Origin of the sequence: Nonomuraea sp. NPDC049400 (assembly GCF_044466425.1) — a bacterium.
Taxonomy (GTDB): Bacteria; Actinomycetota; Actinomycetes; order Streptosporangiales; family Streptosporangiaceae; genus Nonomuraea.
This window is the reverse complement of the sequence record NZ_JBITMP010000077.1, coordinates 1-14249: the sequence shown is the minus strand read 5'-3', so window position 1 is coordinate 14249 and position 14249 is coordinate 1. Positions and strand designations below refer to the sequence as shown.

8 protein-coding genes and 1 pseudogene are annotated in these 14249 nt (G+C 64.3%); 6 read left to right on the top strand and 3 right to left on the bottom strand.

The features are described from left to right. Positions 1–1421: 1421 nt before the first annotated feature. The 3 genes from ACIBVN_RS55555 to ACIBVN_RS55545 all read left to right on the top strand — a co-directional run bounded on the left by ACIBVN_RS55555 (position 1422) and on the right by ACIBVN_RS55545 (position 5379). The gene (locus ACIBVN_RS55555) at positions 1422–1919 is read left to right on the top strand and encodes a hypothetical protein (RefSeq protein WP_397150151.1); all 498 of its coding nucleotides are present in this window, start codon (positions 1422–1424) and stop codon (positions 1917–1919) included. A 137-nt stretch (positions 1920–2056) separates the two neighbouring features. After that, complete coding sequence (locus ACIBVN_RS55550; RefSeq protein WP_397150149.1) at positions 2057–3667, top strand: hypothetical protein; 1611 nt, start codon at positions 2057–2059, stop codon at positions 3665–3667. 1523 nt (positions 3668–5190) lie between these two features. Continuing rightward, positions 5191–5379, top strand: coding sequence for a hypothetical protein (locus tag ACIBVN_RS55545; protein WP_397150148.1), 189 nt, complete (start codon positions 5191–5193; stop codon positions 5377–5379). Between the two features lie 524 nt (positions 5380–5903). Here ACIBVN_RS55545 and ACIBVN_RS55540 read toward each other — a convergent pair. The 3 genes from ACIBVN_RS55540 to ACIBVN_RS55530 form a co-directional block, all read right to left on the bottom strand. Then, on the bottom strand, positions 5904–6584 hold the full coding sequence (locus tag ACIBVN_RS55540; protein WP_397150146.1) for a hypothetical protein: 681 nt from the start codon (positions 6582–6584) through the stop codon (positions 5904–5906). Between the two features lie 584 nt (positions 6585–7168). Beyond that, positions 7169–8179 (bottom strand): ParA family protein, encoded by a 1011-nt coding sequence (locus tag ACIBVN_RS55535; RefSeq protein ID WP_397150144.1) that lies wholly within the window; start codon positions 8177–8179, stop codon positions 7169–7171. A gap of 1773 nt (positions 8180–9952) precedes the next feature. Continuing rightward, the gene (locus ACIBVN_RS55530; protein WP_397150142.1) at positions 9953–10750 is read right to left on the bottom strand and encodes a hypothetical protein; all 798 of its coding nucleotides are present in this window, start codon (positions 10748–10750) and stop codon (positions 9953–9955) included. A gap of 130 nt (positions 10751–10880) precedes the next feature. Between ACIBVN_RS55530 and ACIBVN_RS55525 the strand changes: the two genes are divergently transcribed. The 3 genes and pseudogenes from ACIBVN_RS55525 to ACIBVN_RS55515 all read left to right on the top strand — a co-directional run. After that, positions 10881–11984, top strand: coding sequence for a TniQ family protein (locus ACIBVN_RS55525; RefSeq protein WP_397150140.1), 1104 nt, complete (start codon positions 10881–10883; stop codon positions 11982–11984). A gap of 186 nt (positions 11985–12170) precedes the next feature. After that, positions 12171–12929 carry a TnsA-like heteromeric transposase endonuclease subunit gene (locus ACIBVN_RS55520; RefSeq protein WP_397150138.1) on the top strand — a complete coding sequence of 253 codons (759 nt, stop codon included), beginning with the start codon at positions 12171–12173 and terminating at the stop codon, positions 12927–12929. Next, positions 12926–14249: pseudogene (locus tag ACIBVN_RS55515) on the top strand (hypothetical protein); the annotation flags it as partial. The gene ACIBVN_RS55520 and the pseudogene ACIBVN_RS55515, both read left to right, overlap by 4 nt.

Sequence of the window (14249 nt, the reverse complement as noted above, 5' to 3'; positions counted from 1 at the left end):
CGCACGGCTGATCTCCCGACGAGATCGCCAGGCAAGCAGTTCGGCGCGCCGGGGCCGGCGTCGGCCGACGACCAACAGTCGGTAGGGCCCGTTGCGGAACCTGAGCGAGGCCAACGCCCGACCGGCTGCCTGCACCTAAGCGTCGCCATGGCGAAGCTCATCGGCCGCATCCACGAAGAACGCCATGGCGTGCCCGCAGCCCTCCCGGTAGTGGAAGGACGCCGTACCGCTAACACGCTGGGTGTAACCCCGTCGGACTGCGCACCACAGCATGAGTGACAATCCAAGCCGGACCGCACGCGGCACCACTCCCCCAGGGTGGAGATCCTCCCGCGCCACACAGTAGGCCGCCGCCGGGACGGCCGCCGACTCCACCCGCCCAGCCAGGCTCTCCTGCATCCCGAGTCGGCGTGAAGCGAACGTAAGCGGGTAGCCAAGCCTCCCAGCCTGCTCCAAGGCTTGCGCGCAGTAGGCGGAGACGCGACCACCGTGGCGCAACCGGGCAGAGGCGTGATCAATATCGAGAAGAGCCATTGGCCTTGACTGGCGGCCGCGAACAGAGGCAGAGAGTAGAGATTCGCCCTGCCTTTCGTTACTGCATTAGTGCCTCCACATCACCACTTGTGATCCTCCCGGGGCCAATTGAACCTTGGCTTGATGCTGGTCACTGCCCTGTTGTAGGTGCGCCCAATGTCCTCGTATGGGAGGGATTTAGCCGTTCACAAGCTGTGGACATTGCTTCGGCACTCACTGCCTGAATGTGATCACGAAACGGCTACAATGTGCCCCACATTTCCGTAGGCGCATGGCTGCTCGTAATCGACCATCGTTAGATTTGACTTCGCTATTTACTCATAGTTTCTTCAACTGTCAGGGAGCGTGAGGAGGTCGCACACATGTCTAGGCGCCTCGACCCCGTCCCCCACGAAACCGACCCAGCCATCGCGCCTGCGGATGTCCCACACCGAGCCCGAGACAGCCACGCAGCACCTCACCCGCGCGCGGTCCCCCCAGGATTAGCCCGGCACCGCCGCACCGGCGCACCACCTGCGCATGAAGGTGAAGATCTCCCCCACGGGCCAGATCGGGTCAGCCCGCGGCCTGGCCGGCTGCGGCGGGCCGGTCTCCCTGCCGCCCTCGCTATGGTCGGTCTGATCTGCGCTGTGCTGCTGTTCAACCCCTTCGCGCCACGTGCGGTACCAACCACTGACGCCGCCCAGCAAGGTCCGCGGATCGACCTGGGGCCGCTTCCTTTCGACACGCCGACTCCGCCCCTGCCCACCGGCCAGGCCCAGCGTACGCGCGCGCCAGTGGCCAAGCCTTCGGGTACACCAACCGCAGGCCCCGCAAAGCCTACTGACCGGCGCCCGACGACCAAGCCGACGGCTAGACCCACTTCCAGGGCCACCACCGAGCACCGGATGATCGTCGAGCAAATCGAGCCCAGCAACGAGCTGGCCGCCGATCCGGAGGACCATCCCTCTGCCAGCGCGAGTCCACCCTCCGACCGGCTACGGCCTCCCGCCCCTGCTGCCCGCCTGTCCGACAGCTCCATCAGCCTCGGCACCAGCCGCAGTGGCTCCTTCAGCGTGAACATCTCCCCTGGGAGCGGAACGTGGGTAGCCACCGACACCAGCCACATCGAAGTGTCGCCCAACGGCTCTTTCACCGTTAACGCTCCCCGGTCCGAACCAGGCTGTGCCGGCACCAGCCGTACAGCGTCCGAGACCATCACCATCTCCTGGAACGGCACCAACAGCGCCGATGGCACAACCACGGCGAGGGGCACCCTCACCCTGACCGTGTCCTGGGAGATCACCCAGGACAAGGGGTACTGGGTCACTTCCTCCACCGTCACAGGCGGCGGTTACTGGAGCAACTGCAGCCCCAGCGGCACGTCCTCCCGTGGCCTCAAATGAGCGGCCGCACGACTCGGCTTAGCAGCTTCCCATCCCGCGTCATACCCCGCGGAATCGTCTCCCGCCCGCAGGCCATGACACCCTGCCCGCCCCAAAACGGCGGACGTCCACGACCAACCTCCACCTGGAGCACATGAATGGAACGCGTTCGCACCCTCATAGGGAAACGAGGATGGATCATCCTCGTTACGTTAGTGACCGCTGCTGTCCTCAGCTCGGTCGGACTGGCCATCGCCAGCCCAGACAGCAACGCCGACAACGAAGCCGTCTGCGCCGTCTGGGACGACCCAGGCAGCAAGGCCTACCAGGAGTGTCTCAACAACCTCACCGGCGTACAAGGCAGCGGACTTGTGCCAGGCAACCAGGCTGGCACTCCGACAATCTCGGCCACCAGCAAGGGCGATAGCCACCCATCCGTCTACTTCTTCTGCCGTGACAAGGGCAAGTCCCACCTCGCCACCACCAAACCGGTAAAGGGGTGCGTCGAAAGACTCGTGTGCCACTACAACCCGAGCGATCGCAAATACCACTGCGTGGATCGCACGGGTGCTTCAGCCAGCCCGCCGGGGAACGTCTGCAAGGTCAACCCGCACTTCGCCTGCGCCGACGCGGGGCCGGTCGTCGCCACACCGATCGGTGTCGAGCCGGACGGCCAACCGCAGCCCGCCCCACCATCCACGCAAGCCGCACCCCCACCAGACACCTTCGAGCCGCCCAGCCAAGCCCTGCCCGACACCTCCAGCACCACCTCGTCGCAGCCCTCCCCCGCCACCTCGCCTACCGCCACGCCGAGCAGCTCTCCGAGTCCAACGATCGCAGCCGACGAACCCGTCCGCCAGGCGCTCCTCCAAGCCAAGCAGCGAAACCTGCGCGTCTGGCTGGAAAGCGATCTCGTCAACGCCTGGAAGGCCGGCCCCTCGCAGCTCAAGGCGGCAGCCGAACGACTCAAGCTCTACGCCAACCAGCCCGGCGTCGTTGGCGTCAAGTTTGCATACGACCTTGGGCTACGCGGGTTCAACACCGCCGATGAGATCGCCCGCTTCGTCAGCGAGACCTCGCAGGTGCTCCGGGCCACAATTCCGGCCGGTCGCCGCCTCGCCGTGGACGTTGTCATCTCGGAACTGGGGTGCGGTTTCCACCAGGCGTGCGTTGCCGCGATGCGCAAGGCCCACCCGCTGCTGACACGAGCCGTCGTGGAGCGATTTGTGCTCAGCGGGGATATCGATGCTGTCAACGTATCGCCTGTACCCTTCGGCAAGGAATACGAGCCCTTTAAGATTCAGCCCGCCGATGCCATCAACAACGTATGGACGCAACTACGGCTGTTGGCCTGGAAGACCAAGATGCCCGGGCTGTTTATCGGCTCGCGGGAAATCGGCCTAGCCCACGACGGCGAGACGAGCCCCCTCAAGACCGCCGAGAATTGCCGGGAATCCGAACAGCCGTGTATCGACGCCAAGAAGCTGGTCCGTGAACGTGTGGACACTCCTCTGGACCGGGGCGCTGATCACATCGTGCTGTGGACGTGGAAGCAGTCCTTCAACGGACAGACCTGGCGCCTGACTGACAGTGGCGGCCGCTCCAACGCGGTTTGGGACGCTCTGCGCACCCGCCGGAACCTGCTCCGTGTCAGCGTCGCCTACAACCCGCGCGAACCAGAGACCAACGTGGCGGATGACGTGCAGCGCATCGGCGAAGTTGCATCGGCAATCTTCATTTTCGTGCCCCTAGGCGGGGGCGTCCGCTGAATCTCCTCACCCAGGGGGCCGTAGCGCCGCTCGATCACGCGGCCTGTTGACGAATTGATCAAAGACGATGTGGGCTCATGATCACACATGTGATCATGAGCCCACATCTTTTGTGATGTTGTTGAGAGTAGGGCTTTGGTGTTGCTTGTGCCGGAGGAGTCTGATCGCATCCCTGTCAGCGCTTTCACCGGACGCCCGCTTGGCCCCCTCTGTGTTTGTGCTGCAGTTTGCCGAGGGCTGTCCGACAGGCAAACCGCACCGGCGGCGGTCCGAGCGCCCATCGCTTGTGGCGCAGTACACCCTGAGCCACGAACTGACGGATCCCAGATTCCGACTTCTCCCTGGCTCAGCGAGTTCCGCGGAGGCTCATCAAAGGGCGGCCGCCGAGCAGCAAATCCTAGACACGGTGCTGGAATGGGCGGCCGCAGTCGAGCTACTCCACGACTGCTGGCCCGGGGGCACGGACCGACTCCACACACGTGCTGACTGCCCATCCGCGGGTTGAATCGGGGTTGGAGTTGGCCAGTGAGACGATCGTGCCGCGCTCAACGTCTGTCGTCGTGGTACCGGGGGACTGGCTGGGTTCACTCGCCACACCGATCGGTGTCGAGCCAGACGGCCAACCGCAGCCCGACCCCTCGTCCTCGCAATCCACACCCACCTCCGGCCCAGCCGAGCCGACTGACGCAGCCGTGGCCGACACCCCCAACACCACCTCGTCGACCTCCTCCCCCACGGCCTCGTCTGCCCCGACGCCGAACACCTCACCGAGACCGACCATCGCCGACGATGACCCTGTTGGTCAGGCCCTCCTCCAGGCCAAAGAGCGAAGCTTGCGAGTCTGGTTGGAAACCGACCTTGTCGACGCCTGGAGCAGGCACGCGATGACCTTCGCACCCCGACAAACGCGCTCGCTGCCCAAACCGTCTCGCCAGCGCCGGAGCGACGTAACGAACTCCAGAAGGCAGCCGACCGGCTCAACCTGTACGCCAGCCAGCCCGGCGTCATCGGTGTCAAGATCGCTTACGATCTGGGGCTACGCGGGCCAGACAGTCCCGATGAGATCGTTCGGTTCGTCACCGACACGTCCCAGGTCCTGCGCGCCACGCTTCCGCCAGGGCGACAGATCGCCGTAGACGCGGTCATCCCCGAGCTGGGTTGCGGCAGTCATGAGGCATGCAAGGTATGGATGCGCGCGGCCCATCCCCCAGGCAACCGTTGAGACCGCCACGCGATATGTGACCAGTGGCAGCATCGACGCTCTCAACATCTCGGCTGGACTCTTCGGCAATGAATACAAGAGATTCGGCATCCCACCAGCCACCGTGATCAAGAGCACGCCGCGCCCGGCGACCTGGTGCCCGTGGACATCAAGTAGCTCAACAACATCCCTGATGGCGGCGGCCCGCTGGCACATGGTCGGTCGCGCCCGAGGTCGGCACAACCGCACCGCCACCCCCAGAGGACTGGAAGTAGAACGCGACACTGAGCGGGGTCCGCGAGGCGGCGTCACATGCCCGATCTTGTCGAAGGTCTACCTGCACAAGCTAGACGTCTTCGCCGAGAAGACGCTGATCCCCGAGTTCACTCGGAGACGACTGCGGGGCCGCAACCAGGAATACCGGCAGGCAGAACAAACCATCGTCAGAGCCCGCCGTGCCGAGGTGCCCAACCTTGCCGACGACACCCTGCTCGGTTTCGCCGCAGGTTGATTGTGTGCTGCTGTAATGCCGCTCGTGCACTTGTGCCTTGCGTCACCAGCTTCGACGCGATGCGCGACTGGCGTGGGTCAACGCGTCGACACTCCCTGACCATTAGAAAGTGGAACTCTCCATGCTGGCAGCCGCCGGTATCCCTGGCGTCGATCGAGTGCAGAGACGAAAGCATGAGGTCCATAACGAGGGGCGGGTCTTCCCGCCCCTCAAGTGACGGCATGCCTCTGATGTTCCAGATGACGTGACTGGGCCGACGATGCCCGAGCCACGCAGGCTCGGAGGCCGCGGGGGCTGTGAAGGGCACAGGGAAAGCCCGGCCACCCTTTGTAAAGCATGGTCAGATAGGCCGAACTCGCCCAAAAGCAGAGGCTCTGATTGAAACCTGCGATCCCTCGGAGTCATGGACGTATTCGAGAAGGGGTGCCCCCTGTATCTGGCGGGGATCCCTCTCAGGCCTCGTCTATGAAGCCCGGCGGACCCTCGACCTCTGCGGCAAAGCCTGCTGATGGATTTCTCACCAGTCAGGCTGAATTGTCGATGTCATGCTCCAAGCCATCGAGGAACGCCTCGATGCACGCGTTGAGAATATGCCCGAGCATCCCCCTGTACGCGTCAACTACGCTCAGCTCATCCTTGAGGTCTTCGATCCACTCATCCACTTCCAACGTGAGAGAGAAGGTGTTGTTCCTCGGCAGGTCTTCATGCGAATGCCGAACCTTGAAGCTGTGTCCCATCTTGACGAGCACATCGATGGGTTGCTGACGCGCCTGTCGTAGAGCAGCGTCAATGTAGTGACTGGGGGCCAGAGCAGGGCGACGTCTCCCACCAGCCAGCCGTCTCTTGTCTGCCACAGCCTGCTTGTTCAGACGTGAGGCGAGGCTGGCATTGAGTCGTACAGTTCGCCCAGCGCTGTCCACGGCCGGATTGATAGCGTCGCTGAAGCTCTGATAAAGGCGAAGGTAGTTGGGCGGCAACTCCGCGAGTCGCGCTTTGACCGGAGCGGGAAGCTCAGCAGGCCGCGGCTGGAAGTAGCCAGAGGCAGCACCAACAGGAGAACGACGCGGCCTCCTTGCCGGCGCGGTCCCGGCTATGCTCCCATCCAATGGCTCGTCTCGACCGGATTTCGCTTGGCTCAGAGCCTTACTAACTTCGGACACCGACTCCGCAGGCTGATCAACTTGAGTGGAGTCTTTACCGGTCACGGGAGTCGACTGCGCTGCAGACGTCCGGACCTGCTGCTCTTCGGCCTGCGTCCCCGCAGCAGCGGTGGGTGCCACAGGCGAAGGCGTGGTCTCAGTAGCGTTGGCACGCTCAGACAACGGCGCTTCCCCGACCATGTCCGGCTGGAGGTCCGCTGGCGCCGCTGCCTGCTCGCGAGCCTCCTCCTGTGGCTGAGGATGGCCCACCCTAGGGGCAGCCTCTGCCGCTGACGGGTCTGCCACAACCACAGCCGCAGCAGCGATGCCAGTCGTAGGAGCGACCGGTTCAGGTGGGGCCGCGGGCGAATCGGGCATGACGGGTGACACGACGCCCACAGGAGCCGCCTCCGAATCGGCGGTCGCTGACTGGGGCAGGGCGAGCTCCTCCGCAGACGCCCTGCCCTGGTCGGCCGCTCCCTGCCGGCCAGGACCGGCACTTGCGCCGCCTGGAGAAGGAGCATCCGTCCGCTCGCTCGGCGTGGGCACCCGTTTTACCTGACGGCGACGCGTTCTGTTGGACCCCAACGCTGTGGCGAACGCGGACAGCTCGTCAGCTTCCGGCAGCGGATCATTGTTGACAGGCGCGTTCATGCCGACGCTCCCAGCTCGTCCGGCTCGTCAGCGGCATTGAGTTGCTCCCGCAGTTCGTGGATTGCGGTGAGGATCTCCATGGTCAGGCTTCGGTAGTCCTGGGCCAGCTGCGCGGCACTCTTCTGGAGGGAAGGATCCAAATCCAGCTCGGCCGCCAGCTCTTCGGGCACCTTGCCCAGGGTGCGACATTTGACGGCAACAGCCTCGACATGCCGAATTGCGGTCTTGAAGACCGGCGCATTGTCAGCCAGGTCCTCCTGCAGTTGATCCCGGATCCCCTGCTTCACCCGAGTTGCTGAGCTGTTGGTGGCAAACAGCACCACGCCAAGCAAGGTGAGGTCCTGATTGTGCGCGTGTGCCTCACGGAAACGCCGTGCTACAAGACGCAGGCCCTTTCGCGAAGAAGGGTCAGACTTCGAGGGAATGATCACGACGTCGGCCGCAACGAGAGCCTGCAACTGCAGAACCTTCGAGCCAGGCGCCACGTCCAGGACGATGAGGTCATAGTCCTCGTAGACCTGCTCGATGGCCGCGGCGTACATGCCAAGCCAGGAGTGATCCCCGGTGTGCCGGGCGAGCCGTCGCTGGCAGTAGAGCTCTTCGCTAACGTCCTCCAGGAGCTCTCCACCGGGCAGGACGTCCAAGTTCTTGCGGGGAGTGCCTGTCGGCTGGAGCTTGGCCCCTTCGAGGATCATCCTGGCCTGGGCGGCGCCGTCGTCCGCTAGTTGCTTGTTAGCGACGAACCCCAGGTCCTCGGCATTGTTGCCCTGCTGGTCCAGTTCGATCAGCAGGGTTCGCAATCCGGCGCGGGCAGCTGCAGCGGAGAAAGCAGCTGCCATCGAAGACTTGCCGACACCCCCCTTGCCGTTGGCGAAGGCGACGACCTTGATGCGTGCGTCTTCATTTTCCAAGTCCTGTTGCTTGCGCTTCTCCCTCTGCTCTAGCCCATCACGGGCCCAGGATGTGGACACCAGCGCCAAGGAGAGCGCGCCCGATGGCTGTGACATGTCACGTAGCCTCTCATGTTTCGGTGGTGTATCAATGATCTGCCGTCCCTGTCGTACCACAAGTGGCAACCCCTGTGGATCGAGGAATCCCCTCACGTGCCGTTCTGTGGCACAACGTATATGAACTTTCGAACATGGGTGCCGCTGAGGGGACGAGCCTGCTGCCGAGCACTTCTCTGGGAGCGGTGGCATGTTGTTTGTTCTTTCTGAGAATGGCGACTCCATCCATGGCTAAGCGGATGGCGCTCCATCCGTGCCGTGGCCGATCTTAGCGAGGACACTAGCCCGTGGAGGCGCACGCGCTGAAACCTGCGAACCACGCGGCAGGCGAAGATGCCCAACTAGTCGCTCTTAGCACGTGCATGCACGGACAGGAGCACGTTCGTAGCGCCCCCACCGTGAAGGTCTTCCAGCGTGAAACCCGGCATTGCGGCGGATCCGGAGTAGCTTGATGGCGAACGCGGTTTCCTCTGCTGTAGTGCTTGCTGCAGACCCGGTTCGTAGGCGCGGCCAACAGTGACTTGCATCGATCTACTGCCGAGCGACAAAGCATGGGGACATGCATGTTGCGTGCCGCTCGTGTCGCCCGCCAGGTATCCGCATGGGTTGTCTTGCTCTATGTCTTACTGTAAGTGCAATTGTGAAACCGCAGGTCACGGCCACTTTTTGACTATCTGGGCACTGCAGAAGACAGGCGATCGCGCCGCATGGAGGCGTCGCTTTAGGGTGATCTCAACGACTTGAGTGGCAAGTCGAGGGCAGGCATCCGGCAAACGCACTGCCCGGGAGTCGTCGCCCATGTATTCCTTTAAGTTACTCGCAGGTAACGCTCTTTGAACTGCGGAAACGCAATCAAGGGCCAATCAGCGTCCACCTGGATAGGTAATACCGGAGAAGGGGCTGCGTCGCTCTAAGAGGCCCTACAGCCCCGTAGAGCGAGGGGGTCACAGCCTAGAGGCAGGATCCCATCGGGTTGGTCGTGTGGGGCTCTCACTCTTGATGCGATGGCAGGGGAATGTCTGCCGGCCGTCGCTGGAGGCTCCATGCGGGAATGGGGGAGCGACTAATGAGGTCGCGAGGCCGGCTGTATCGGCCGGACGATCTCATCCAGCGGCCAGAACCGCGTCACAGCCGCCGTTGGCGTAGGCGAATGGTGGGGGAGCTTACGAGCCAAGTAGTTGTCTGCGATTGGGGCCGTGGACCTTGAATGCGATCAGCCAGGCGTACAGCGGTTGCCGTCCAGTCCCTCTCGGTGAGGATGGCGTCTCCGCTCGGCCCGCTTGCGGCCACAGGGCCTACGGCCTCGGCCATGTCCTGGTTCCGCTCATCCGACGCATTACGGGCCATGCATGAAGTCAAGATCGTCAGTGGGTTGGCGGACGGACTCGCGGGGTTAGCCAGATTAAGGGTCAGGCATCAACGAGCTGGCAGGCTGCCACATATCTCCGATATCGGATGATGAAATGAGCCCCACCATGCCGTCGTACGGCGTTGCTGAGGAGCGGCGCTCGAGCTGGGCAATCCTCTGGCTCCGTGCGTCACGGCCCGTTGGCGACGCCCGCACCCGCTGCCCTGCATGGCACCCCGATGGACAGGCGCACGTCGTTCCGCCATCGCGTCAGTCACTCTCTCAGTCTGGTGCACATCCCGGATAGGTTTCATTCGCCCTACCCTCTCAGAGGGTCAGGCATCTGCCGCCAGCAGCCGATGCCAAACCCTGCAAACTCCTTTCCGCATGCTCATCGCCCCCCCACGTGATCCCGCGACGTACCCTCACGTGTCGCCGAACCGTGCACGATGATGCCCGGCGGCAAGTGCGGCAGCCACGGAATGCAACTCTCCCAGCTGCTCACGAAATGCCGCATAGCGAGCCTCCTCCAGGGAGTCCACGATCTCCTTCACCCACCAGCCAATCTCGCGTAGCGTGGAGTAGCAGGCTGGCGACAGCGGCCACTGCATCTCTCTCACCGCTCGCCGCAGGCCCAGGAGGGCCTCCACCAGTTCATCGTCGATGAGGTGGTCGAACTGAGAGCGCGAGGCCACCAACTGACCGGCCGTCTCCCACAACGGCAGCGCATGGCGGTCGTACCAGCGTGCTTCGGCGGAGTTGCTCTGGGTCGGCGCCTTCGACAAACGATGTGCTCGTTCGAGCCGCTCGCTCCGTCCGAGCCCCAGCCGCGACGCCCGATGTCGAAGCAATCGGTGCTCCACTGCCTGCCTGCTACGCAGGTTGAGCGGCTCTGCCATGCGAATCATCGCAATCTGCATGGCGCACCCAAGCTCCAGCAGTTCGTACTCGAGACGCTCGACCTCATCAGGACGATGCGGACAGTAAAGGCGTACGTAGCCAAGGATCCACAGCGCATCAAGTACGTCGTTCGACGTGACCCAATCCGGCACTCTCCGGTAAGTCAGGACATGCCGAATCACGGCCAGCGGATGTTCGAGTGGATCGTCGCCTTCCAGCGCCGCGAGCTGGGGGTCGCGTACTTCTCTCCGACGTTGTACGATCCGCTCAATGGCCTCTTGACCTGCGGTTTTGCTGACCCGGGGCTGTGCGCGCTTAGGCATGTCAATATTGTATTGACGTTTACGATCTTCTCTGGCGGTGTCTGGTGGTGAGACTCCCAGATGTCTAGCGTCCCTCAACCTGACAGTTCGGCACGGTTCTTGACAGTTGACCTGATAGTGAGACCTCGAAATGACAGTTGGCGTCCCGCGACGCCTGGCACTGGTGGCCGAGCCGCGGCCGGGTGAATCGTTTGCCTCCTGGATCGATCGGATGGCGGTACGGAATGGATGCCCACCGTGGACGATGGCCGAGGCGTTGGGGCTGGATGTACACGCGTCGAGTGACGTCCGATCGCTGGCGTACGGCATCGTCACGATGCCGGAGACGTGCAGGGCGATCGAGGCTGCTACAGGCGTGAGCTCCGAGGTCGTGCGTGGGATGCATCTGGAGATGTTCGACGGCTCGGTCCTGGATCTGGCAAGTGTGCGCGTGGGCGACAAGGAGTCGGTGCGCCGGGCCGAGGGCCGTGAGTGGGTGCAGTTCTTCGGCAGTCGCGTATGCCCGACATGTCTGAGGGCTTCAGGGGGAGTGTGGTTGGCCTGGTGGAAGCTCGGCTGGGCCGCGGTTTGTCCCGAGCATCGGATGCTGCTGGTGGATCTTTGCCCGAGATGCCACGTTGCCGTGCGACGAGGTCCCGCCGGCCAGCCTGCGCGTCTGTCTCGCGCACGGATGCCGGCTCCGTTGCAGTGCGGCGCGCTTCTCAGTGGGACCGTATGTGATCAGCCGATCCCGCAGATCAGCACGAGCTCGGTGAGTAGCAAACTCGCTGATCAGCAACAACTCGTGCTTGAGGTGGCGACCCATCGCCGGTCGGCGCTGACCGCTGATCAGGAGGTGAGCGCCGGTCAGTGGTTCGCGGCCCTGAAAGCGACAGCGATGCTGGTCCGGCTTGGGATGCCGGAGGTTCTCCCGTTGTTGGATGCGCCTTTGGACGGTCAAGGCGCACTGGCCGCAGAAGCTGGTGGACAGCGGTGGAACCGGGCGGGGCCCGTGGGCCGTTTCGGGATGGCTCCGCGGACGGCGCTGGTGGCTGCGGGGCTGCTGGCGGTGGCTATAGAGGTGGCTGCGGCGGAAAGCGAGTCGGAGCTGGTGGCGCGGTTGATGCCGCTGGCTGCCGCCGCGCGGATTCGGTGGAAGGAGCGGCGGCCAGATCTGCTGACGATGGTGGCTCTGCCGTCGGCCTTCACCGCAGCCTTGGATGCCGTGCTCGGCGGACAGGCTCGCCGACAGTGAGCGAGGCGAGAAGAGGTGTGGATCGATAGTGCGAGGCCACCGATCTTCGCTTGAGGTCGTTGCCCGAGAAATGATGACGAAGTCGACCATGGAGCGCTAACGCGACCTTCGTCACACGTTCCTGCTCGCCGTGCCGATGCTCTGAGTGGATGCGAGCAGCCACTTCTTATGGTCTCGGGAGGCGTGATGAAGGCCGCCGACCTGCAGTTACGCAGCGTTCGGGTCCGCTTTCTACATCCGGACGGGCAGGAGGAGCAGCTTCCGCTGGACGTTGCGGCCGAGGTGGCGTTCGAGCATTGCGGCGCGATCCGGCGGATCCCGCACCGCGCTGATCAGGCGCACACGCCGAGCACACACTGGTCGTCCACGACGAACCGGATGATCGAGTGCGAGTCGTATCTGGAGAGCGTCTGGATGACGATGCTGGACTTCGACCCGGAGGTGACCGGCTTCTCCGGCCAGCCGATGCAGCTGTCCGGCGTGGACAATCGCGGCGCATGGAAGGCCACGCCGGACCTGTTCGTCCGCCGGGTGGACGGCTCGGCGACGGTAATGGAGGTCAAAAACCCCGGCCGGTTGAACGACGCGAAAGTAAGGGCGACCGCTGAGCGGGTCGCGGCCTGCTGCGCGGTGGCGGGATGGGGTTATGAGCTGGTCGGCGAGCCGCCCGGGCGGCAGCGCACAATCAACGTGCTGGCGCTGGCGGGCTATCGCCGCGAGATGGTCGGGGTGAGCGACTACCGCGCGCAGTTGCTTGCCCTGGCCAGAGAGCCGGTGCCGCTGGGACGGCTGGTCAGCTTCACCGCCGAACCCTTGGTGGCCCGCGCGGTCGTGCTGCACCTGTGCTGGACAGGCGAACTGACAGTGGATCTCACCCGACCGCTGGAGGACACCAGCCTGGTTCAACTCGCCGTGGTGAGCAGCAGCACCGGGGCACGGCAGTGAGCGAAGACAGCCAGACGCCCGGTCGGAGGCTGGCCAAGGGCTCATGGGTGTGGTTCAACGGCCAACGCCATCAGATGGTCGGCCAGGGAGGCGGCGAAATTCACCTGCGGTCAGCCGACGGGGAGTGGACAGCCATCTACATCGCGGCCTTGATGGCGGCGCCCGGGTTCCGACTGATCAGCGAGAGCCCGACCGAGTCAGTCTCTTCTGTCGTCGACGCAGGGGCGTTGCTGGATGCTCTGTCTGACGATAAGGCAACAGCATTGCGAGACCTCGAAGCGCACTTGAACGAGATGTGGAAGGGCTACCGGAGCGGGGATCCGGAACGGGCACAACCTGGGGAGCCGCGCCCGCCATACAATCCCGCCCTGGTGCCGAACCTGACTGATCGTCTGGAGGCCAAGGCGACTGAGCTGGGAGTGAGCCAGGCCACGTTGTGGCGCAAACTGCGGCGTTACCGCGCTGCGAAAGGTGAAGGGCTGGTTGACGGGCGCGGCGCCGATGCACAAGATCCGCTGGCCCGCGCCGACCAGCGCGTGCTGGACGCGGTTCTCGCCCAGCATCGGGTCGGGGAACGGGAGGACTCCACCGGCGGTTTGAACCGGTTCTATCGGCGGCTGCAGGATCGGCTGGACGCCGAGCACGGGCCGGGCGTGGTGAAGCTGCCCTCGAGTTCGACCATCGCCCGCTATGTCGAGCAGTTGTTGCCGGGTCAGTACACCTTCGGCCGTGCTCCGTCGCGGCGCAGCGCGGCGGCGAGGCCGCAGCGGTCCTACCGGGCGGAGGAGGCGGTGCGGCCGGGCCAGGTGGTGATGATCGACGCCACTCCGCTGGACGTGATCGCCTACGACCCGATCGGTGACGTCACCCATAAGGTGCATCTCGTGCTGGCGATCGACGTCGCGACCCGGACGCTGCTGGCCTGGCGGATGACGGTCGGCGACACCCGCGCGGTTGACGTGGTGATGCTGCTCAACGAAGCGGTCACCCCGGAGCCGATGCGGCCCGGCTGGAAGCAGGCGCTGGCCTACCGGATGCTGCGCCTGCCCATCACCCGCGAGGTCGATCTGGAGGAGCGGCTGGAGCTGGCCGCGGCCCGGCCGGTGATCTGGCCGGAGCAGATCCTGGTCGACCACGCCAAGGTGAACCTGTCTGAGGCGCTGCGCGAGGCCTGCCTGGATCTGGGGATCAATTTGGGCCTGGCCCGCAAGGCCAATCCGACCGACAAAACGTTGGCTTCACACTGCACCCCTTCGGTTCGATTCGCTTGTTCCTGGTGTTTGTGCAGGTCGCCGGTCGGCGAGCTTGGGGAGTCCGTGA